The sequence below is a fragment of the Phocaeicola sp. ICN-14070 genome (assembly GCF_037892625.1).
In the GTDB taxonomy this organism is placed as follows: domain Bacteria; phylum Bacteroidota; class Bacteroidia; order Bacteroidales; family Bacteroidaceae; genus Phocaeicola; species Phocaeicola plebeius.
On the sequence record NZ_JBBKBF010000056.1, the window covers coordinates 1 to 20,403 of the forward strand.

The window sequence follows — 20,403 nt, forward strand, 5'->3', positions numbered from 1 at the left end:
AAAAATATTTTCTTGCGGACATTTTTATTTTATCGGCTGAAAAACAGCCTATAAAATTGTCATGGCGGAAAATAGAATGCTTACAATAGAAAGATGAGCATATATTGTTCACCCATCCATCAGATCATTGTATTTACAACAAGTAATCTTACTTAAAGCCTGTAAAATAAGAGATAAAAACAATTCGCTTAACGGAATTTTCATCCATCAACGTTTCATAAATTTGTTTATCTACCTTTGCCAATTTGTTTGGCAAGATAACTGGATACCAAAATAGAACAAGCGAAAATCAATGTTTCCATGTATAATATTACTACAATCATTTTACTGTCTGACATCTCGTCATGTGAAAGCGGCAGACTATTATCTGTAAAAAACATAGAATCTACGAAAGATGTACTTACCAAGACAAGAGTGATGCTTACCATGTGCGCAATCCATTGGTAAAATGCAAACAAAAGCCAATGGGTTTTCTCAGTTGACAGTTGCCATGCGATTATACCACCCAAAGAATTTAATCCTAAAGAAGTTATATATGCAATTGTATATCCTATCAGGTTTTCAAAGTTGCTGTCTCTTAACATTGGCCAACCTAATACCATCACAAACACAGGAAAAAAGGAACACAATGCTATAATCGTTTCAAACTTCAGATATCGTTTATCAGCCAGTTTCATGACTTAAATATTCTATTCTTTATTAATTGCCCTAAAAGTCAAAGTATTATATAACCGGAATAGTAGGTTTGTTTTCGTCTATCTGCTTTCCGTCCAGATCGAACAAACTATACAATCTTTTTACTTCAGATATTATCATTTCAGCCAATGAATCCCATGATTTAAGAGATGTGCTGTCATACCGTTTACAGTAATGAACGCTATTATTTCTTTTATCTATATAGAGTTTAGATCCATCCCATGAATATCCTCCAATGAAAAACATATCTGAAGTAGCATTGCGAGGTTTTTCCTCTAATGCATCTCTAAGATTAAAAGGTTGTCTAGTCGCATCCATCGAAGTGCGGATATAATTTTTTCTTTTCCCGAACAGACAGAGTTCATCCACAAGGACATTCATTCCGTTAGAAATATTCTGTAAGAAATAACGATATTCTGGAGGTATAGTTGTATCCAGCAATGTTTCAAGTTCTGCAGTTTCTTGTTCTGAAAGGCAAGGATATACAGAATTTAGCCATGCTTCCGATGCAATGTGAGACGCATTACCAATCAAAAAGGCTCCTGTGGTTTCTATTTTTCTTGTTCCGAGATGTCTATATCGCATCATTAACTTGTCGAATATAACTTTATCAATCATATGCTATACCATAACTTTATCTTTTCCTACAAAGGTAGTGAAAAGCCATGACTATCCACTCAATGCGGGTAGATTATTACTACTGTCACATCGAATTGCAATTTATACCCCTATTGAGTTTTCTTGTATTTAATCCCAACTCTGCCATAAACTCTCTTTCCACCATTTGAACCAACAGACATGTGAAACACTATGTATTTTTCCCAATAGTTCGCTTTCACGAAAAGCTGTTTTTCTTTTCACTGCAAAAAATCTTCATCTGCAGGGTTGCCAAAGAAATTGCTTACGTGAGGGAAAACACACCTCAGAACATAGACAGCATAAAGTCGTACCCCACCTCTTTGTCGGGTACGACTTTTTTTGCCATCAGCTATCTTGAAGATTATGAAAATTATTCAAGAGAGGAGTAGAAAGAGGCAACATCACCATCCTTCATTATAGAAGAAATCTGTTTATTTTTCTCTGCTATGGTTTTTAACTGTGTTTTTTCTTCTAAAGTCCAGTTCTTTATTTTTTTAAGTTTGGAAATTATAGAATGAGTTTGTTTAAAACTGTTGCTATTCTCCAAATCCATAATAAGTTTCTCTTTTTCTTTATCTTCCTGATTGTCTGGCTGCCCATTACGGCTTATCTGTTCTTGCTTATCTTGGTAATGAATAGACATCAATTTTTCATTTGATGCGGTTGTATCAATAATGGTTTTGACTAATATATCCAATTCTGATCCTTCTGTATAGTCTGCTGGAGTATAATATTTTATGCGCTTATCCTCCATCATTTTATAGACTTTTCGTTTATCTTTTGTTTCCGGATTATAAACTCCAATAGAATGACCTGAATAAGAATTAATGAGTTTCATACAAGGAATATCCGTATCACTATCACCTATATAAACCATATTTCTGAAAGGAATACGAATGTCCTCTGGCTTAAAATAGTCATTGACGCCTGAATCGTTCACATCTAAAGTCCCTTTTTCTATTCTAAAAAGGAATTGAGTCTTACTCGTATAATTAATAACTTGTGCTGGCCATTGAGCAACACCATCTTTATCATAATAGAAGGAACTGGCATAAATCTTTTCAAATTCATTAGCGACTTTTGTACCTTCTATCATTTCCTTAAGACCTGATGAAATGATATAATGCTCTACAATAACTCCTTTATCTACGCCATATTCTCTAATACGCTTAAACCATGTCTCAACACCAGGGAATAATTGTACTTTAGCCCCATAATCCATTAATGCCTTTTTAGTAAATAAGACTTTTCCATGCGCTTTCCGGATCATGGTAAACATGTAAGCCAAATTTTGATCCATGTCGTTCTCTTCAGCCAACCCATTTGACTCTTTCCAAAAAGATTCGACTTCATCCCCAACAGATTGAATATAGCCTTGCGCTTGCATGTCATCTGGTGATAATGTCTTATCAAAATCATAACATATCGCAACAACAGGTTTACTTTCTTTTGATTTTCTAATAAATTCCTTACTCATATTACATAATAAAAAAATGAGGCATAATTACAATCAATCATACCTCATTTATAATTTATCAGTTCAGTAATTCCTTACTTTACAATTTTAAATAACTTATTTGACTTCCTCAAATATAAAGTATATTGATAATCAGTTAGTTACTGTTATCAAGATACAAATGATATGCAAATGTAAGTATAAAACCATATAGAAAAAGTACAAATGGACATTACTTTGTATGATAACATCCTTTTCTACAGATTAAGGGTTAACACAATGTTATACTACTGATATTCAGCATATTGAAGCTGTTCTTCCTTGCATTCAACAAAGAGTGTTAAATTATATTAAATCCTACAGGGCAATTATGATTCGTGCAAAGATAATATTTTGCAGTCAAAGGAAGAAAGACTTCTTGAACCACTTCTATGGTTCTATACTTCTGTTTCTGACGTAAGCTGACCCGTACGGTTTTCGGGTTTTAGACGGACATATATACAGTTTACTTTAGGTTAGCATATATATAAGAGCTAACCAAGGTAAACTAAAGTGTTTTTGTCCTGTAGATACTGCACTTTGTGGACTCTTTTCTCCTTTGACTGCAAAAACCTCTTATAGCCTTATCTCCACCTATAACGTCACTTCACACTGCTGTACCATGCAGTCTGCCATGTACCACCCCATCGGGCTTTGATAAGAATTGTGTTGCAAAGGTACCTGTCATGGCGTTCATCCTGCAAGGTCGGTGCCTGTGGTTTGTCCGTGAAATCTCCACGCTCTGATTGTGGCAGAGGTAGTATTTGACGGCAAAACCTTGCATTGATGAGCCATAACACCTTTTGGGGCAACATAATTCTTTAATCAATCCCGATGGTAGTTGGTTCTACATAAGGGAAGAAAATAAAAATTTTATCTTATGGCTAACATTTGCGACACTCAGTACAAGGTGACAGGCTCACGCAAAGCCGTGGCAGACCTTTGGAACACACTCCAAGAGTTGGAGGTGAACAGTAATAATGTGTATCTGTATCTCTTGGCAGAACACTATGGCATTGACTACGAGAAGAAAGGCATCTCGGTGAGAGGACACATCTATTGGGCAGAGTATGAGGAGAACGTGGAAGACGATTATGCCCTCTTGTCCTTTGACACCGAAAGTGCTTGGTCTTCATGCGACTTGTTCTTTGAGGAGGTGAACAAGGCACTTGGCGATGAACTTTCAATCAGTTGGCGAGAGGTTGAGCCAGGTTGCGACATCTTCTATACGCACGATGAGAACGACTTCTTCCCCGAAGAGTGCTACGTCACTGCATACGGAGAACTCTTTGAGGATTGTGAGGGTGCTTACTCCACCTTTGGTGATGCTATCAAGTTGTGGTGTGAGAAGACTGGTGTCTCACAGGACGGAAGAAGCGAACAGAAGATGATTGACTTCATCAATGAATACGAGTATGAGGCAGAGGACACGAATTTCTGCATCAATCCAATCACATTCGGCTAACAAGGAGGAACGGATATGGCAACGATAGACATGGAGCAGTTGGACGGCGTTGTAGGGTGTTTCTGCACCTTGCTTTATCCCCGAAGAGGTCAGACAGAGGGAACGATTGTCGAGGACTTGGGTTGTGAGGTCATTGTCCAGCTCATCAACGGCAAGGAAGTGACGGAGTACAAGGATGATGTTGTCATCTGTGAATAATCAGGAGAGAGTCTGTTGGCTATGTGGCTTGCAGACTCTTTCTTCCTTTGACTGCAAAAACTCTTTTAGGACAATCCTCCAATGAGGTTATGGCTGTTGTAACTGAAATACCTTGGGAGCAAGTTGTGCGGTTTGCTCACTTGCTCCAGTCCTGTTATAGAAGCGATGCTTCGACACCTGTATAGCGATACGTCGCCAAAGTCCCTTCGCCGTTTTAAGCGTCTCTGTACCTTGTTATAGGAATGGTCATTTCGCCTTTTGGTTTTACTCGTCTGTCTTTTGCGACTCTTCCTTGTCGGACACAGAACTTGGTCTTAGCATGATGACAGTGCTATCGCCAATCCTCTGATGTCTGTCCTCTTTTGGCTTGATGCCTCTATTGCTAAGCTGACCCTTAGGCTTGTCGTTCATCGTGCATCAGTGTTCATGCTCCTCACTCTTCTGATGATACAGCTGTAAGGTCGGATTTCCCGCTTCGTTTCTCCAGGCATACAGCCATAGCAGTGCCCCTGTCTGTTGCATACGGATTGCCTCCTTGCTTACAACCTTTATTCCATTGTTTGGCCCCATCTTTTTATGAATTGAGTTATTTGAAAGCCACTTATTTTTACCATGCAAAGGTAGCGTGATGCTGCGAAGGACTTCCTCCTTCTTGTGTGGCCGCTATCGCTGTGACCAATAAAATAGTGCGTAATCTTCCTTTTTCTTCCTCTCTGTCGTTCATCGCCAACAAGAAAAAGAGTATTGCGAACGATTTTCATGGTGCTTCCCACATGGTGCCACATCCCTGCTTTTGAATGCATGTAAAAATTAAGTTTCACTTTTAAATTCAATTCAAAATGAAAAAGATCGAGAACAACTTCACAGTTTCAGGTTTCGTAGGTAAGGATGCAGAAATCCGTCAGTTCGCAAACGCCAGCGTAGCACGCTTCTCATTGGCAGTAGGCCGTCAGGAGAAGAACGGCGAGGAAACCAACCGCGTATCGGCTTTCATGAATATGGAGGCATGGCGCAAGAACGAGCACACCGAATCATTCGACAAGCTCACCAAGGGCACGTTGCTCACCGTCGAGGGTTTCTTCAAGCCAGAGGAGTGGACAGACAAGGATGGCGTGAAGCACTCCAGAATCATCATGGTTGCAACCAAGTTCTACGAGTGTCCCGACAAGGAGGAGACTCCTGCGGAAGAGCCGGCCAAGCCAGCAACCAAGAAAGGCAAGAAATAGCCTTTCCTCTCCATAACAAGGCGACCTTCGGGTCGCTTTTGTTTTGCTCAGGGACATCAATCTGCTGTTATAGCGTGTGATAATCTTCTCTAATAACAACCATGTGCATTTATTAACCATAACGGCAACGCCGTCTTCCTTTATTCTAACCACTTCGTCCCTCACCATTTGCGAAACGTCACCAAGATGGTTGGCATACAGATATTCCCGGCTGATGGCGACAAAGTCGCTATTAGCCAAGAAAGACAGTATGCCAAGGTCTGAACGCGAGAGGACTGCCATCTATGCCACAAGATGCCGAAGCCGAGGCTTCTGATAATTGTGTCCTTTACTGGCTATCCACTCGCCTTGATATTCAGACCGTCAATCTTGCGACAGCTTCACTACCCACCCACACCTGCTTTACTATTCTTCTTCTCTTTGACTGCAAAATATTTTCTGTTATAAGCGGTGGTTTCGTCCAAGTGCGTTGTATCGCTTCGCCCCACACCTTCAGAACGGCATTACTGTACGGACACCGCACGAATCCCATGTGACAGGCAGCCAACAATGTCACTATCAGAAACTGACACTTCTGATAACTGCCTTTATTGCTGTCTGGCTGTCCCATTATCGGGCTTCGGCAATGTCCGTGTAATGCCATTCTGCCCACCCATACCACCTTTACCACTAATCAACTGTTTTACAATTTCTCTTCTGCTATACAAGAGGCAGTTCTTGTCCACTCAGGCATATTGAATGTGGCAGACATGTCTGCTACGTCCAATCTGCCTCAGTGTCCTGCGGCAAGGACAAGGCACATTTGTCATGCTGACAGGAGTGCCCGATTTGTCCGTTGCGCAACTGTCTCTTCTTGCCTGATATACGTTACTATCTACTTCTAAATTATACTGCTTTGCCCCACGCCTTTGCGAAGCGTTACATGGTCTGTCGTCATACAGACATCCTTGGCTGATGGCAACACGTTGCTATTAGCCAAAGCTGACAGTATGCCGAAGTACCGACGCGAGAGAATTGTCTGTCCGTGCTACAAGCTATCAAGGCTGAAGCTTTGATGACTTGCATCCCGGTCAGCCAACACACTCGCTTTATGTCGGTACAGCAGACCTGCAAACACTTCACTGCCCACCCTTACTGTTTCAATCTTTCTTCTTACCTCTTTATATATAACACATCATTCCTCTTGCAGCCAATATCAATAATCTTCTTCCAATCAGCGCAGTGGTAGGCATATTTCCTGCAAAGTTAGCCGCGTCTGAGACAATCGTCAAATTCTGCTTGAGGTCTTGTGACTGTGAACAATCTTCCTTTTCCTCGGAAAAGAGTATTCTTCACACATAATTTGTCTTTATGTCTTTTCTTGCGGCTTGTGGGAGCAGAAAATATCCCTCCACAGGCTGAAAGGTCTCGAAAGGAGGGAAGAGAAAGAAACGGTTAAGCGAACGCAGAGGGAATTTATTCACTATGCTGAGCGTAAGTTTCTTCAACGTAGTTAAACAAGTCCAGCGACATGGGCGACAAACTTATTTGTATCACTAAAAATAGAAAGGCAATGAAGATTATCATCCTGCATGATGCTGACGCACGCATCGAGTATCTTGACGTAGCCGACCACCTTCTCGGCTCAGACATCGAGGAGTTCCTCACCAGACAGGGCTTCTCAGTGAACAACATCACATGGCTTGTCACATCGGCAGACCATATCCCAGTGGTTTACCACAAGTATGACATCGACTGCAAGACCGGCGAGGCAACCCACACCAAACGAGAGGCAGAACTGCAAGACCTCACTATCCACGGACAACTCCAGGCATTGCAGCACCGGGAGCAGGACGAGCTGAAAGCGGCTCTTCGCAAGTACGGCACGGAGGTGGACGGAGGCTTTGAGGTGCATTTCGAGGGAGAGCAGCCCATCGTGGCAGGTTATCTCTTTGACGAGCCTCGTGACATCGTCATAGACGCAGCACGTTTGGATGCCGACGGAAACTTGTCGCTTCTTGGAGAGGACAAGGAAGTGAGGGATGGACAATACGACATAGAGCCAAGCGACATATTTGGCGGTCAGTTGGACTATGTCACGTCGAGTATAGGTGCATGGATGAAGTAGGAGCATGTATGACCCAGTGCATCGTATATGACGAGACGACCAAGGAGAGCGAGACCTTTTGCTCATTGACCGCAGCCAAGAAGTGGATGCGAGAGCGCATCAAACAGAAGCATGAGGTAAGCGGACAGAAGTACAGAGTCTATTCCGACGGAGAGTTTGTTAATTGCGGCTCTATCAGTCTCACAGGCAGCAACAAGTCTTTTGTCGCCAATACAAGGCAGACGAAGAAAGGATATTAATAACAAGGTAACGGCAAGCCTAACCAACTTGCCACACATATATTGATATGGAAAAGCAAATATTGAGTTTTAATGACTTGCCATCAGCATTGTCATTAGTAATAAACAAGCTGGAGATTTTAGAAGAAAAGTTTTCCACACTAATGACTCAAATTCAGCCCGATAAGGGATTGGAATGGCTTAGTGTTTCCGAATTGAGTGAGTATCTCCCTACCCATCCAGTTGAACACACAATCTATTGTTGGACAAGCAATAAACAAATACCATTCCATAAGAAGGGGAAACGTATCATGTTCCTCAAATCTGAAATTGATGAGTGGATGCAAGATAACAAGAGTAGGTCACGAGCAGAAATTATGAATGAAGCAATAGCTTATGTTCAATCAACAAGAAAAGTCATTTAAATAACAAGGTAACGGCAAGTCTAACCAACTTGCCACTATAACATTTTCACATTATGATTTACACTCACACTATCGGACGCATCGGAGCAAAGGATTGCCGCGTCATCACAGGTACACACGGAACATTCATGGCTGTTGACATCGCAGTGGACGACTACAGTAAGGGCAAGCAAATCACCACTTGGGTAAGGGTGAAGAGCAGCAAGGAGAACCATATCCGTTTGGCTGAATACCTCACCAAGGGTCGTATGGTGCTTGTGGAAGGCACACTGACTTCTTCCATTTGGACAGACCGCAACGGAGAGAACCACATACAGCATAGCATCATAGCTGACTCCATCGCCTTTGTCAATGCAGGGAAGAAGGATGCAACCGACACACCTGCAACAAAGGCACGCAAGGCAGCCAAGGCAGAGGGCGAGGCTCCCGTACCGCCAGCCGATGCACCGCAGGACAAGAGCGAAGACCTTCCCTTCTGAGGGTAGTATCAACTGAGAGTAGTACGTACTAATCGTAGTAAATCCGCTTTTACTATGGTTAGTATGTACTATCAGTAGTAGAATAGTAAAGTAGTATTCACTAATAGTAGTATCATGTTATGACACAGATAATTGCAGTATTAAATCACAAGGGTGGTGTAGGGAAAAGTACGACCGCAGTAAGCCTTGCGGCAGCTCTGCAACTGAGTAAGAAGAACGTCTTGGCTATTGACATGGATGGACAAGCCAACCTCACGGAAGCCTTGGGATTGTCCATCGAGGAAGAACAGACAGTCTATGGCGCAATGTGTGGACAGTACACCTTGCCGTTGGTCAAGTTGCACAACGGCATCACCGTCTCACCCTCATGCCTTGACCTGTCTGCGGCTGAGTTAGAGCTTATCAGCGAGCCGGGACGGGAGCTTATCTTGAAGGGACTTATCACCAAAGCCATCGCCAAAGAGCATTTCGACTACATCATCATCGACTGTCCACCGTCATTGGGCTTGCTGACCTTGAATGCCCTCACCGCAGCCGACTACATCATCATCCCTGTTCAAGCGCAATACCTTGCCATGAGAGGTATGGCAAAGTTGATGGACATCATCCGCATCGTTCAGGAGCGGCTCAACTCCAACCTTAAAGTGGGCGGCATCGTCATCACCCAGTTCGATCGCCGCAAGACGTTGAACCGAAGCGTGAGGGAAATCGTCAATGACAGTTTTCACGAGAAGGTTTTCAAGACCGTCATCCGTGATAATGTGGCTTTGGCAGAAGCACCCATCAACGGCAAGACTATCTTTGAGTATAATCCCAAATCCAATGGTGCCAGTGATTATATGTCTTTGGCAAAAGAAGTGTTAAACTTAAAATAGCATAGCCATGAGCAAGAGCAGTATGTTGAAAGAGGGAATGAAAGGCGGTCTCAACGGACTCCTTTCTTCCACAAAGAAGCCGAGTAAGGAGCAGATAGTCACAGAAACTACACCAGCACCACCTGTGTCTGTTTCTGAGACTACCGAAGTGCCGGTGCATTGCAATTTCCTTATCAACAAGAGCATCCACACGAGGATGAAGTACCTCGCCATCAAGAAAGGGATGTCCTTGCGTGATATTGTCAATGAGGCAATGACAGAATACCTAAAGCGGCATGACACATGAGTGCCGCGCGGTATCATCGCCGAACAGACGATGATACCGCTATCTCTTCTATAAACAGACTTTACTATCCGTAGTATGGTAGTAAAAACTATTCGACTATTATACTATTCGTAGTCGATACTACTTTTAGAAAATACTATCCAACTCATTTTTAGGGCAATAGTTTTCTCTGCTTGTAGGACTGTCTCCATGCTGATAAAAGGCAATGTCGTTCCCTATTACAAGATTTTCTCTTTTTCCCTCATATCAACTATCGTCCTTCCCCATATACAGCTTCGCCCCACGCCATCCCGCCCGTTTCCTCTTTTACATAACAGATTTCTTTTCGCCTGCCTTGCCGCTGCGGATATTGTTTTGCAAAGGTAATGCTGGCGATTGTTCAAACACCAAATCGTCCATTGCATTTGACCGAAAAATCTTCCTCTGCGTGCAGAGCGTATTTTTCGCTCCCGATTTGGCTTTTTGATCGCCATCACTCTTGGAAAGCAAAAAATATCCCTTGGGCAGGCAGGAAAAGCCTCCGAAATAAGGGAAGAAAAAACATAAGAGCAATGGCACACAAGAATGACTATCAAATCCAAAAGCAGTTAGACAAGCCTCAGACTTGGTTCTGCAAATACTATCCCGCACGCATCCGCAATGTGGGTGAGAAGGAGATTGCCGACAGACAATTAGTGTTTGACTTCAAGGACGGAAGAGCCTACGAGGAAGTGGCGCAGCGCACCGCAGAGAATATGCTGACACTCTACGGCAAGGGTTGCGTGAACATCGTCTTCGCCCCCGTTCCAGCATCCACAAGCGAGAGCAACGAACTCCGCTACAAGGCTTTCTGCCACAGGGTGTGTGAATTGACAGGAGCGGAAAACGGCTACGAGCACGTGAGGGTATGCGGAGAGCGTAAGACCATCCACGATAACCGCAAGAACGAGGATGAAGTCCGCAAGGCGAATGTCGTTGAGTTTGATGAGCCGTTCTTCGACAACAAAATGGTGTTGGTCTTTGACGATGTGATAACCAAGGGTCTCAGCTATGCCAAGTATGCCAACCAACTCGAAAGGCTCGGGGCATGTGTTATTGGCGGTATGTTCCTCGCACGCACACATTATAAAGTAAGGTAAAGTATGACAAAGTACGACAAGGCAGTGTCCGTATGCTTCAGCGGACACCGCAGCGTACCTTTCGCCAAGCGGAGGGAGTTGAAGCAATGTCTCAAATCGGAGATAGCCAAGGCGTATGCCGACGGCTACCGGTATTTCTATTGTGGCATGGCAATGGGATTTGACCTGCTGGCGGCAGAAGCCGCCCTTTCGTTGCAATGCGAGTTGAAGGACTTGCAGGTGATAGCCGTTGTGCCGTTCCGTGGTCAGTCTGACCGGTGGAGCAAGGAAGAGCAAGCCAAGTATGATGCCATCCTGCGCATCGTGGATGACGTGGTCGTATTGAGCGAGCAATACTACAATGGCTGCCTTCTGAGGCGCAACGACTATATGGTCAACCGCAGTTCACGTCTCATAGCCTACTTCGATGGCAATCCCAAGGGCGGCACGTTCTACACCGTCAGAGAAGCCAAGAGGCAGGGATTGGACATAGTGAATCTTCATAATAGTGTATAACCCATAAAACAGAAAATGCTTATGGACGATATTGTTGCAATCATCGTTTGCTACTTCGTGTTCGGAGCTTTGGGCAATGTGCTCAGAGCTTTGTTCGGCGGAGAGAGACGAAACGACTTCCGCCGTGACCGCTAAGCGTCTTTAAACCAAGATACGCTGACAGCCATACGTCTGCACCTTACCCCAAAAAGATGCAGCGGATAATTGTGTCCGTAGGCAAGGATATTCAGATTCCTCACCTTAACATTTTGATAAAAATAAAGATACTGCTGCCTATATTTCAAGACAGCAGTATAAACCTTACTCTGCAGGTGCCCATTCGCAACGCACAGGAGAGACGATTGCACCCTCTGCTTTCAGCTGCTTCATGGCTGCATCTACCTCTTTGCGGTCGAGACCGCTGAGTTCTGCGATTTTACCTGCGTTGAGAGGCTGACCAGCCTCTTTCATTGTTGCCAATACTTTTTCTTTTGCGTCCATTGTTTTGATGATTTGATGTTTTGTTTATAATCTTGTTATTAACTCTTGTATTTTGTCTTCCCTTATAATCTTCGGTTGTGCCTTACCTGCCAGAACGAGAATTTTCTTCCCGTTTCTGTAGATGTGCAGCTGTCTGCTTCGTACCACTGCTGTCAAGGTCTCATCATCCTGCATGGCTTGCCATATAGGATAATACACACCTTCTGGTTCAAACAACTTCTTCTGAAGGTGTGAGCACATGTTGGTTGTATCTATTGTCATATCGTTACGTCATATCATTAACATGATTCTGCCAGCTTCTTTTGTGAACATTTCAGGGAAACGGCAGATTGTTGCATACACCTGCTTGCTTGTCACAGGCTGACCGTCCTTTCTCAGGTGCAGCCTATGACGATTGATGGCATCGGCAATCTGGTCGGTTGTCATGCCGCCATTTCGCTTTACCATCACATATACTATGGCTTCTTCTATCTTCATCCTTTATTCATCTGTTTTTCAATCCATGCCATCAATACGGCAACAGCATATTCCTGTTCTTCCTTGGTCAGTGCCCTGCCTGCTGAGATGTGATGCCACTTGAAGAAGCATCCCCGGCAACAACAGCCAGTGGCATGTTGAGCCAGGAAAACAGGATGCCCACGCATGGGAGTCTGCTTGCCGTCGTTCGGTATGACAGCCGGAGCAAGTCTTTTTGCCACAAAGTCCTCTGCGTGTTTTCGTATCGTCGGCAATCCCTTTTCCATTACATACTCCCTGTCTTGCTTGGACAGATGGAACCGGCTGCGAAAATCAGACTTTGCCAATCTCTCAAAGAGATTCGTCAGGTCATACTCTTTCTTATCACCAGGAACGCTTTCTTGCGGCTCTTCCTCTTGGAACAACGATGGATATATGTATTTCTGTGACATCATTATCTGTTGCTTCTGATTTCTAATGTTATATCCATATATGACCGCTTGCCGTCTATATAGTCTGCATAGAGTATTTCTTCGCTTCTGCCTTTCAGAATATGGCACTTACCGCACAGCTCACAGTTGTGCAGACATCTCCATTCATTCAGAACGTAATCCAAACGTTCCTCTCGTGTAGATGATTCAATAGAGGGTGTGCTCATAATCAGTGTCTCCCACAGCGTGGTCAATCAGTGCCTGAAACTCTTCTTCCGTATAGTCTTCTTCCCAACCATACGTTACGTCCTTTATGCCCAAAGTAAACCCTAATGCCTCAGAATAGGATATGCCAATTTCAGCTGCAAGGTCTCTTGCCGCTTGAAAAATCTGCTCTTCTTTGCTTAAGGGCAGTTGTTTCGCTTTCTTATGTTTTTTCTTTGGTTTCCCCATTTGAGTATATTCGTTTAATAATCAGCGTTGATGGGCATCTTGAAATTCCTGTATTTCTTTCGGAGTTCCTCATTTTGCGCCTTCATTTCCTCATACATATCATTCAGTGCGTCAGGAAATCCCCATCCACAAGGGCTTGCCCAACGAAGGCATTGCTTGATTCGGGAATCATACTTGTCCCAAAGGTCATAAAGCACGATGTGGCGCAATGTCTTGTCGAAATTACTCTCAACAGAATCATAGAATTGCTCCCACATGTCTCCATAGTCATAAGTGAACTGACAGGCATTCTCCATATAGAACACCATCAATTCTGCGACTGAATCTTCCGAAGGCTTCAGTTTCTTGAAGTCGGACAATGCCTTGCGGCACACTGAGAAGCGTGTCTTTGGCTCTCTGTTTCTGCTCGGATAGAACTCTTCCCGTATGATGTGCTTATACTCTTCCAGCTTCTGGCCCTCATTCGGCTCTGCATAGAAGTCAAGATATTCCTTTGCCTCTTTCCGTGCAGAATAAAGTTCCAATACCATTTTTATTATTTCACTCTTGTCCATGGACATGAGGACAGACTTTAATTTAGATTTTGACATTTCTGCTCTTTTATCTTAAAAACGGGTCAATCGTTGCCAGCAACTCTGATTTCTGCATCACACCGCTCGTCCTCCACAACACTTCGCCGCGTCTGAACAGCATCAATGTGGGCACAGACTGTATGCCATACTGACTTGCAGTCACCCCATACTTGTCCACATCTACCTTGATGATGCGGATTCTGTCACCCAACACTTCCTTCACCTGCTCAAGGATGGGGTGCATCATCTTGCATGGCTGGCACCAGGTGGCGAAGAAATCGACCAAGACAAGTTGGTCACTTGATATAACGTCTTTGAATGTTTCCATTACGATTTTCTGTAAAATTATGCTATTTTCTTTCCTGTTATCTTACAATACTGCCCTGCAAATGTTAAAATCGAGAAGAATTCAATGAAAAACCTTCGTTATTTCAAAGAATATTCGTACCTTTGCAGCACTCATCTATAGATAGAAGGAGTTTCGAGACCCGGTTGCCTTTGATGCAATTCGGGTCTTGCGTTTTATAGTGGTGTCTGCAATCTCTTTTTCATCTTCTTTTCCAAAGCCTTTAGTCCATACTCTTTGTTAAGATGGTATGCTGTCAACAGATAGAATCCGTTGCTACGTTGTTGTTCCAAGACAATAACATACTTTTCCACTTTATCATAGATGTATGTTTTCTTGACCTTACGCTTTTTGCCGTCCCTCTCTTCTATGGTAAATACATCCAGATTGTCTGGTGTCAATTCTCTCACATGGTGATTTATCCAATGAAGCCTTTGTGAACGAGCCATCTCGAATACTCGCTTTGGATAAGTCGTACCGTCTTCGTTCTCAACCATGATTTCTTCACAGGTAAGATGCTTGAACAATCTTGCCATGTCAATCTCGCCATCTGTCTTTATAGGATAGATGCGCCACCCTCTGAATGAGAATTGACAGTTATCTTCTATATCACGCTTGAATATTGCATGAAGATCATGCTCTCTTTCTCGTTCACTGAGATATGCCAGTTCCAGCAGCTCAGGGTATTTCTTGATAATATTCAAACTGCTCATTGGCTATTTCAGTGCGATAAAAAACAAATTAAACTTCTTTCTAAATTTGGGAGTTGTGGTGTTGAGACTGATATTACTGTGTTTTTTTATCTTTTCAATCAGCTTCATTTTGGCTCTCACCCTTCCTTCAACTTCTCCCTTTTCATATCTAAGGTTGTAGTTGATGGCTCCCATTAGAACATCTGCCAATTGGATGAAGACACTTTCGTGTGAACGTATAAACTGAAACCTGCCAATGGAAGAGTTGTATTCCATTATTTTTCTGAGCCTCTCCAGCTTATCGCTACTGCATGTGTCCTTGATATCCATATATATGTTATATGTATAATCCATGTCCATCTTGTGATGCAGCAATTGGTAGTACATGCGAAAGTAGAAATCATTAAACGTATAGTCTTCTCGTTTCTCGTCAATCTGACTCTTGTCAACAACCACAGCCCTAAATTCCATGTCATTCATAAAGAACCAGTCTATAAGCTCTGCATAGACTTTATACGTGGCCTCGTGGACATTTGTCCATTTCAGCTCATCACTATAGCCGTGCTTCTTCTTAATATCTTTTATGGCATCTTTTGCCATGCGGATTTGTGTGTATGCTATACTTGTACATCCCAAAAGCATGTAGGGATGACCGTCATGCACCATGTGGGTGCTTTCATCACAGTAGATGTTGAATGTCTTATTCATTGTATCTGTTTTTTGTTTATTCTTTATTCCTTTTCTTCAGCGGTCCACTATGAGGTCCACGGTTCAGCGTCACACCATGCTTGTTGAGTATGCGGAACACGGAACTTCGGCTTGTGAAGCCGCTGATGGCAAAGATGTCATCTATGCTGTGCCCCTCGTTGTACATGTTCACGATATTCTTCTCACGCTCCAGTTTCGACAGTGCCCTTTCCGACTTCTTGGGCGGCCGGATATTCTGTTGCAGATGGATGATGTGTGCCGATGCCTTGCGCAGCACGGCACACTCCTCAGAGAGTGACCCGAACATACGGATGACCTGTGAGGGCTTGGTGTCGGGGAAAAGTTCGTCAAACGTATCGATGCGGTCTTGGATGGAGATGATGCGAACCACCTTCACACGGCAGTATTCTATGAATGTAGCCAGTTCACGGGTGCCACGCAGTGCGTTACTGAACCTCGACACCACCAGCTCGTCGCCGCGCTCCAGACTCGATATGAGCTGCTTCCACATCGGGCGCAGCCTCTCGTGTTCGGACAGTTCCTCTATCACCTGAACACAGCCGTATTGCTGCATCCAAGCCTTGTCTTCTGCATACTCTTCGCCATTGGTGGCGATAAAGATGTAACCTACTTTTGCCATACTGTTGTACGCTATTAAATGAAATCAAGTGCAAAGGTACACTATTTTTCCGAGAAACAATCATACTTGAACGAAAAATCATACTTAAACACGATAATTTGCCATTTTCTTTTCACTTGATTTCATTGAAAATCATACTCGCAAGTATGATACACAAATAAGATTAAACTTACTGTCATTCTTGCAAATATATCGCTGAAACGCATTAACTTTGCACCGTCAATTTCAAAATCAGACTCAAAATAATGACAACAATGAAATATGAAACCCAACTTTTCGGAGGACAAACCAACCTCCATTGCATGAAGCAAATATTGCATAATGCAAAATCAAACTCGCATGGCTGTATCAGACTTGCCATTTGTATTGCCACTGCGTTTGCCGTAGTCATGCTGACAGCATGTTCAGACGGAAACGGCACGAAGTCGTTCCATTCGAGCGATGAAGCCATCAGAGAGTATCATGGCTTTCTGACCACTCTTCGACAGAACGGCAAGGTCTCAATTCAGACATTAGTTAAGATTGTCAACGAATGGCGCGTGTTGGACGATTCCGTGACATCGTGCATCTCACGTGACACTGTCAGGAAAGCCCACTCATACCCGTTCACGGTATATCATGAGTTGAACGACTCCATCCACATCGAGCTGTGCCGTATGGCGATGTCTAAGCAACGCACCTTTCACGACCTGCTCTATCTCAGAGAACAGACCTCTTCCCATGTTGGTGATGAGGAACTACAGCAAGCCGTGAAGGAAGCACAGCCATTCTTCGCTTCCTTGGATAGCCTGCCTATATATAATAAAGGTGGTAAACAGGCGGTACTGAAGCGTTACCTGCTGTTCCTGCAAAAATCCGCCAAGCAAGGCATTCACGGCAAGGAAGACCTGCTCGCTTTCATCAAGGAAGAGCATTTGTATTTCAAATCCTTCCTGCAATACCTGCCGGATTTTGCTGACGATGACATCGGTGACATCAGACGAAACACCGAACACTGCTGTCGGGAGATACTCCGTGCCGCCGACCGCAAGGATTTGTCCCACAAGGATGCAATGATATACCTCTCCATGCGCACCAACCACCGTCTGCTGCGCAACGCACAAGCGGCTATCGAGGATCTGAATAGTGGCAGGGTAAAGGACGAGCACACCATGCACGCCTACCTCCTGATGATGATGCAGCCGTTCATGACGATGGATGACCTTTCCGTGAGCGTGCTCTCCGACAAGGACAAGGCAGACCTCTACAAAATAGCCGATGCGCTCCCCAAGGAGATGGACGGTCTGGCCAAGAAACTGCACCTCGACAAGCAACGCCTGTCGGATATGCCCATGCTCATGATGAAGATTTATGTCACAAGATTATAAACACCCCAAACAGAGAATACGATTATGTTAGAACAGTTTTGCGATGATTTCCTTGCCGTCGTGCCTTTGCAGTTGCCAGAACTGCTGGACAAGCGCAAGATGGAGAAGCCTGTCAAGTATGACGATTACGTGCTTCTTACTTTCCAGTTGAACACCCCTTTCACGATAGAGGAGGTGATGGATATGCTCGAAGACGAGATGGAAATGATAATCCTCTATCACCACATTCCAAGCCGTCATACGGAGTTCGGACACAGCTGCTGTGCCTATTCCAACCCTTCTTTCGGACGGATGTTCAAGGTCAACGGCTCCACAGATGAGCGTGGCATGGTCAGCCAGATAAAAGTGACCATCTATGACTCGCTGGAGCACATGTCGGCAGATGTATGCCTCGACCTCAGTCTGCATTGCAAGAACGGGTTCTTCAAATACATGAAGCCCAAGGAGGAAGTCCTGCTCGACTTCATTTGAAAGTTACATTTGCCAGATGACAGTCCTGTTCTACCGCAACAACGCTCCATTCTGTTGTCCACAACAAAGGCCAAAGTCATGCCACAAGCTCCCGACCATCTGATGAAGGAAACGCTTTACATGAAGATTATCCATCTTCTCGACCGTCACCGCACATGGCTGGAGATTGAGAGCATCGCCACTGTCCGCAACCACACGATAGTCAGGAACGGCAGAATGACCGACATCCTCAGCCGTGTGCTTGTGGTCAAGGCCATCCACCATCATTTCCCCTACACGAGAGGGCAAGTGTGGCAGATAGCCGAGTACGACTTGGAACAGGCTATCAAGAGCCTTCGGACAACCGACGGAGCTTTCCGTCAGAGAATAATCAAGGGAGAACTGACACTGGAGGATGTGGAGCGTATCATATCCACTGCCACACACGGTGTCGTCCAGCCCGACCTGAGTCCACTTCCATTATTCACATGCTATACATATTATGACAAGTAAGATACTGTTTCTCATCCTGATGTCAGCGTTCTTCTTTGTGACGATGATTCTGCACAGAAGCCGCAGACAGTTTATGACACGGTTCTATCTGCGCATGACCGCGCTTGTGACAGCAAGGAAGCTCTACCGGTTGATGCTGCTCATCCTGCTGTACGTGTTCCACTTCCTCTACCTCTGTGTACACTATAACGACATAGGCGTAGTGGCTTCCACCATAGCGTTTGCCATATTCTTTGTCTTTATGGATGTGGAGAGGTGGCTACAGCGTCTGCACGAGGAGCGGACACCCTTCTGCATCGCCGCGTTGGCGGCAGTGGTGTTTGTCTTCACTCCTCATCTGTTCACGCTTGCTGTCACCATCTCCTTTGTCCTTCTGGCATCACTGTTCTATCCCTCGCGCATAGTCATATCGCTGTGGAAGAACAAGGCTGACCGCAAGATGCTCCTCGAAGACACAGAAATGCTCATCATATACTACTATTAAGTATCACCTGTATCATGCCGTTCCTTTTGTATAATGGAGCTGGCGACAAACAACAGTATTCACCAAACAGATTATTGAAATGAAGAAACAGAAACATAGAACGAGTTCCGGCAAGATGTCTGAACGGATGTCCCTGTTGGAGTTCTTGAAAGAGAGGTCCGGGATAAGGCTGTCGAAGCTCGAAGCCTACCTTGACCTTGTAGACAAGGCTTCTGTACAGTACATCCCCAAGGATCTGTGCAAGCAGGAGTTCAGCCTGTCCAACGGGCAGTTTGTAATCACCATTACCGAACTGGCAGGATGCTGGCATTGGCACCGCGCCACTGTCCGCACCTTCATCGAGCAGTTGGAGAAGATGAACCAGATTTCCGTCACCCGTCTCACGAAGAGCCAAATCATCACCATCCCGATGTTGGCTGAGACACCTGCCGTTTCTCCGATTGACGCAGCCTTGGATGTGTTCCGCCAGAAGATGTGTACCGCATTGGACGAATGGCGAAGCGGCAAGATGTCCGCATCGGCTTGCGCCTCGGAATGTGAACAACTCTACGAAGATGCAACAGAGGAAGTAGCCATTATCTTGCAGAAAGCCGACAATGGCAATTCAATTGGCAAGGTGCCATGCGGAAGAAACATTCCCGAATCTGTAGGACACGCCTTTTGTATGACTGCACTCACAGCTGTCTGCGAAGCCACCTTCCATCAGGTGCTTTCGCAGGAAACAGATAACGCCCTCGTTACCTCCCTTCTTCCCTTCTTTTACAAAGACCTGGGAGGAGACTGGCTCTCATTCATCGAGGCGGCAAAGGCAATATCAGAATTGGCATTGGATGGCAGCTCACCAGCCTTGCATCAGGAAAGCGCAGCCATCAAGTCACAGTTTCAGTCACTCTGCCGACCGTTCCTTGCCATTGTAGCCAACCAAGAGGGCTCCTGTCCATCAAAAGGCTGTATTAACCTCTAATAATCACCGTACAACGCTTCTTCTTTTCTACTGGCACAGTGTTTACACGTCTGCCATTGCTGTAAAATAATCGGGCTTGCCCGTTGGTCGGAAATGAGGGAATTTGGGTAGCCTAATACCCCTCT

General features: G+C 44.5%; 33 protein-coding genes. 16 read left to right on the forward strand and 17 right to left on the reverse strand.

Annotated features, from left to right (window positions below; translation table 11 throughout):
- Positions 1-227: 227 nt before the first annotated feature.
- From WKT20_RS13670 to WKT20_RS13685, 4 genes are all read right to left on the reverse strand, one after another.
- Positions 228-677 (reverse strand): hypothetical protein, encoded by a 450-nt coding sequence (locus WKT20_RS13670; RefSeq protein WP_118242436.1) that lies wholly within the window; start codon positions 675-677, stop codon positions 228-230.
- A 46-nt stretch (positions 678-723) separates the two neighbouring features.
- Positions 724-1,314 (reverse strand): SMI1/KNR4 family protein, encoded by a 591-nt coding sequence (locus WKT20_RS13675; RefSeq protein WP_340417524.1) that lies wholly within the window; start codon positions 1,312-1,314, stop codon positions 724-726.
- 391 nt (positions 1,315-1,705) lie between these two features.
- Positions 1,706-2,812 (reverse strand): haloacid dehalogenase-like hydrolase, encoded by a 1,107-nt coding sequence (locus tag WKT20_RS13680; protein ID WP_118242438.1) that lies wholly within the window; start codon positions 2,810-2,812, stop codon positions 1,706-1,708.
- Between the two features lie 620 nt (positions 2,813-3,432).
- Positions 3,433-3,645 (reverse strand): hypothetical protein, encoded by a 213-nt coding sequence (locus WKT20_RS13685; RefSeq protein WP_007837487.1) that lies wholly within the window; start codon positions 3,643-3,645, stop codon positions 3,433-3,435.
- 65 nt (positions 3,646-3,710) lie between these two features.
- On the opposite strand from WKT20_RS13685, the gene WKT20_RS13690 reads away from it, so the two are divergent.
- Positions 3,711-4,295: a hypothetical protein gene (locus tag WKT20_RS13690; protein ID WP_005816332.1), complete on the forward strand. Its 585-nt coding sequence runs from the start codon at positions 3,711-3,713 to the stop codon at positions 4,293-4,295.
- 15 nt (positions 4,296-4,310) lie between these two features.
- A complete protein-coding gene (locus WKT20_RS13695) occupies positions 4,311-4,493 on the forward strand; it encodes a hypothetical protein (protein WP_004319908.1) in 183 nt (60 codons plus the stop codon).
- 417 nt (positions 4,494-4,910) lie between these two features.
- Here WKT20_RS13695 and WKT20_RS13700 read toward each other — a convergent pair whose 3' ends face one another.
- Positions 4,911-5,063, reverse strand: a complete 153-nt coding sequence (locus WKT20_RS13700) for a hypothetical protein (RefSeq protein ID WP_340417525.1) — start codon at positions 5,061-5,063, stop codon at positions 4,911-4,913.
- Positions 5,064-5,332: 269 nt separating this feature from the next.
- Between WKT20_RS13700 and WKT20_RS13705 the strand changes: the two genes are divergently transcribed.
- Positions 5,333-5,719, forward strand: coding sequence for a single-stranded DNA-binding protein (locus WKT20_RS13705; protein WP_004319910.1), 387 nt, complete (start codon positions 5,333-5,335; stop codon positions 5,717-5,719).
- A 355-nt stretch (positions 5,720-6,074) separates the two neighbouring features.
- Here the strand turns inward: WKT20_RS13705 and WKT20_RS13710 are convergent, their stop codons facing one another.
- The gene (locus WKT20_RS13710) at positions 6,075-6,389 is read right to left on the reverse strand and encodes a hypothetical protein (protein WP_224204806.1); all 315 of its coding nucleotides are present in this window, start codon (positions 6,387-6,389) and stop codon (positions 6,075-6,077) included.
- Positions 6,390-7,271: 882 nt separating this feature from the next.
- Here WKT20_RS13710 and WKT20_RS13715 point away from each other — a divergent pair.
- The 6 genes from WKT20_RS13715 (at position 7,272) to WKT20_RS13740 (ending at position 10,109) form a co-directional block, all read left to right on the forward strand.
- On the forward strand, positions 7,272-7,826 hold the full coding sequence (locus WKT20_RS13715; protein ID WP_005816324.1) for a hypothetical protein: 555 nt from the start codon (positions 7,272-7,274) through the stop codon (positions 7,824-7,826).
- The gene (locus WKT20_RS13720) at positions 7,814-8,065 is read left to right on the forward strand and encodes a hypothetical protein (RefSeq protein WP_007837480.1); all 252 of its coding nucleotides are present in this window, start codon (positions 7,814-7,816) and stop codon (positions 8,063-8,065) included. The genes WKT20_RS13715 and WKT20_RS13720 overlap by 13 nt, the downstream gene beginning before the upstream one ends.
- Positions 8,066-8,112: 47 nt before the next feature.
- Complete coding sequence (locus WKT20_RS13725; RefSeq protein WP_007837478.1) at positions 8,113-8,469, forward strand: helix-turn-helix domain-containing protein; 357 nt, start codon at positions 8,113-8,115, stop codon at positions 8,467-8,469.
- 53 nt (positions 8,470-8,522) lie between these two features.
- Positions 8,523-8,948 carry a single-stranded DNA-binding protein gene (locus tag WKT20_RS13730; protein WP_005816321.1) on the forward strand — a complete coding sequence of 142 codons (426 nt, stop codon included), beginning with the start codon at positions 8,523-8,525 and terminating at the stop codon, positions 8,946-8,948.
- 119 nt (positions 8,949-9,067) lie between these two features.
- Positions 9,068-9,823 carry a ParA family protein gene (locus tag WKT20_RS13735; RefSeq protein ID WP_005816319.1) on the forward strand — a complete coding sequence of 252 codons (756 nt, stop codon included), beginning with the start codon at positions 9,068-9,070 and terminating at the stop codon, positions 9,821-9,823.
- Positions 9,824-9,830: 7 nt separating this feature from the next.
- Positions 9,831-10,109, forward strand: a complete 279-nt coding sequence (locus WKT20_RS13740) for a plasmid partition protein ParG (RefSeq protein ID WP_005816317.1) — start codon at positions 9,831-9,833, stop codon at positions 10,107-10,109.
- A gap of 306 nt (positions 10,110-10,415) precedes the next feature.
- Here WKT20_RS13740 and WKT20_RS13745 read toward each other — a convergent pair whose 3' ends face one another.
- On the reverse strand, positions 10,416-10,667 hold the full coding sequence (locus WKT20_RS13745; RefSeq protein WP_225494525.1) for a hypothetical protein: 252 nt from the start codon (positions 10,665-10,667) through the stop codon (positions 10,416-10,418).
- Here WKT20_RS13745 and WKT20_RS13750 point away from each other — a divergent pair.
- Both WKT20_RS13750 and WKT20_RS13755 read left to right on the forward strand, forming a co-directional pair.
- Entirely contained in the window at positions 10,661-11,227 is a 567-nt protein-coding gene (locus tag WKT20_RS13750; protein ID WP_005816315.1) for a hypothetical protein, read from the forward strand. The two genes, WKT20_RS13745 and WKT20_RS13750, sit on opposite strands and share 7 nt — an antisense overlap.
- A gap of 3 nt (positions 11,228-11,230) precedes the next feature.
- The gene (locus WKT20_RS13755; protein WP_005816313.1) at positions 11,231-11,722 is read left to right on the forward strand and encodes an SLOG family protein; all 492 of its coding nucleotides are present in this window, start codon (positions 11,231-11,233) and stop codon (positions 11,720-11,722) included.
- Positions 11,723-12,022: 300 nt separating this feature from the next.
- Here WKT20_RS13755 and WKT20_RS13760 read toward each other — a convergent pair whose 3' ends face one another.
- The 10 genes from WKT20_RS13760 to WKT20_RS13805 all read right to left on the reverse strand — a co-directional run bounded on the left by WKT20_RS13760 (position 12,023) and on the right by WKT20_RS13805 (position 16,500).
- Positions 12,023-12,202, reverse strand: a complete 180-nt coding sequence (locus WKT20_RS13760; RefSeq protein ID WP_340417526.1) for a transcriptional regulator — start codon at positions 12,200-12,202, stop codon at positions 12,023-12,025.
- 24 nt (positions 12,203-12,226) lie between these two features.
- Positions 12,227-12,463, reverse strand: coding sequence for a hypothetical protein (locus WKT20_RS13765; protein ID WP_005816304.1), 237 nt, complete (start codon positions 12,461-12,463; stop codon positions 12,227-12,229).
- A gap of 9 nt (positions 12,464-12,472) precedes the next feature.
- Positions 12,473-12,679, reverse strand: a complete 207-nt coding sequence (locus WKT20_RS13770) for a hypothetical protein (protein ID WP_005816302.1) — start codon at positions 12,677-12,679, stop codon at positions 12,473-12,475.
- Complete coding sequence (locus WKT20_RS13775; protein WP_005816300.1) at positions 12,676-13,113, reverse strand: DUF4186 domain-containing protein; 438 nt, start codon at positions 13,111-13,113, stop codon at positions 12,676-12,678. The genes WKT20_RS13770 and WKT20_RS13775 overlap by 4 nt, the downstream gene beginning before the upstream one ends.
- A 183-nt stretch (positions 13,114-13,296) precedes the next feature.
- On the reverse strand, positions 13,297-13,542 hold the full coding sequence (locus WKT20_RS13780) for a hypothetical protein (RefSeq protein ID WP_005816298.1): 246 nt from the start codon (positions 13,540-13,542) through the stop codon (positions 13,297-13,299).
- A gap of 14 nt (positions 13,543-13,556) precedes the next feature.
- Complete coding sequence (locus WKT20_RS13785) at positions 13,557-14,132, reverse strand: DUF6155 family protein (protein ID WP_007837469.1); 576 nt, start codon at positions 14,130-14,132, stop codon at positions 13,557-13,559.
- Positions 14,133-14,142: 10 nt separating this feature from the next.
- Positions 14,143-14,442, reverse strand: a complete 300-nt coding sequence (gene trxA, locus WKT20_RS13790) for a thioredoxin (RefSeq protein WP_005816294.1) — start codon at positions 14,440-14,442, stop codon at positions 14,143-14,145.
- Positions 14,443-14,636: 194 nt separating this feature from the next.
- Complete coding sequence (locus WKT20_RS13795; protein WP_005816292.1) at positions 14,637-15,173, reverse strand: hypothetical protein; 537 nt, start codon at positions 15,171-15,173, stop codon at positions 14,637-14,639.
- A 3-nt stretch (positions 15,174-15,176) separates the two neighbouring features.
- Entirely contained in the window at positions 15,177-15,860 is a 684-nt protein-coding gene (locus WKT20_RS13800) for a DUF3800 domain-containing protein (protein ID WP_005816290.1), read from the reverse strand.
- A gap of 16 nt (positions 15,861-15,876) precedes the next feature.
- Positions 15,877-16,500 carry a recombinase family protein gene (locus WKT20_RS13805; RefSeq protein WP_005816288.1) on the reverse strand — a complete coding sequence of 208 codons (624 nt, stop codon included), beginning with the start codon at positions 16,498-16,500 and terminating at the stop codon, positions 15,877-15,879.
- Positions 16,501-16,754: 254 nt separating this feature from the next.
- Between WKT20_RS13805 and WKT20_RS13810 the strand changes: the two genes are divergently transcribed.
- The 5 genes from WKT20_RS13810 to WKT20_RS13830 all read left to right on the forward strand — a co-directional run bounded on the left by WKT20_RS13810 (position 16,755) and on the right by WKT20_RS13830 (position 20,278).
- On the forward strand, positions 16,755-17,867 hold the full coding sequence (locus WKT20_RS13810) for a hypothetical protein (RefSeq protein WP_005816286.1): 1,113 nt from the start codon (positions 16,755-16,757) through the stop codon (positions 17,865-17,867).
- A 24-nt stretch (positions 17,868-17,891) separates the two neighbouring features.
- A complete protein-coding gene (locus WKT20_RS13815) occupies positions 17,892-18,338 on the forward strand; it encodes a hypothetical protein (protein ID WP_004319947.1) in 447 nt (148 codons plus the stop codon).
- A gap of 78 nt (positions 18,339-18,416) precedes the next feature.
- Positions 18,417-18,830 carry a hypothetical protein gene (locus WKT20_RS13820; protein WP_005816283.1) on the forward strand — a complete coding sequence of 138 codons (414 nt, stop codon included), beginning with the start codon at positions 18,417-18,419 and terminating at the stop codon, positions 18,828-18,830.
- A gap of 73 nt (positions 18,831-18,903) precedes the next feature.
- On the forward strand, positions 18,904-19,314 hold the full coding sequence (locus WKT20_RS13825) for a hypothetical protein (protein WP_008766906.1): 411 nt from the start codon (positions 18,904-18,906) through the stop codon (positions 19,312-19,314).
- A 79-nt stretch (positions 19,315-19,393) separates the two neighbouring features.
- Positions 19,394-20,278: a hypothetical protein gene (locus tag WKT20_RS13830; protein WP_005816280.1), complete on the forward strand. Its 885-nt coding sequence runs from the start codon at positions 19,394-19,396 to the stop codon at positions 20,276-20,278.
- The last annotated feature ends 125 nt before the right edge of the window (positions 20,279-20,403 follow it).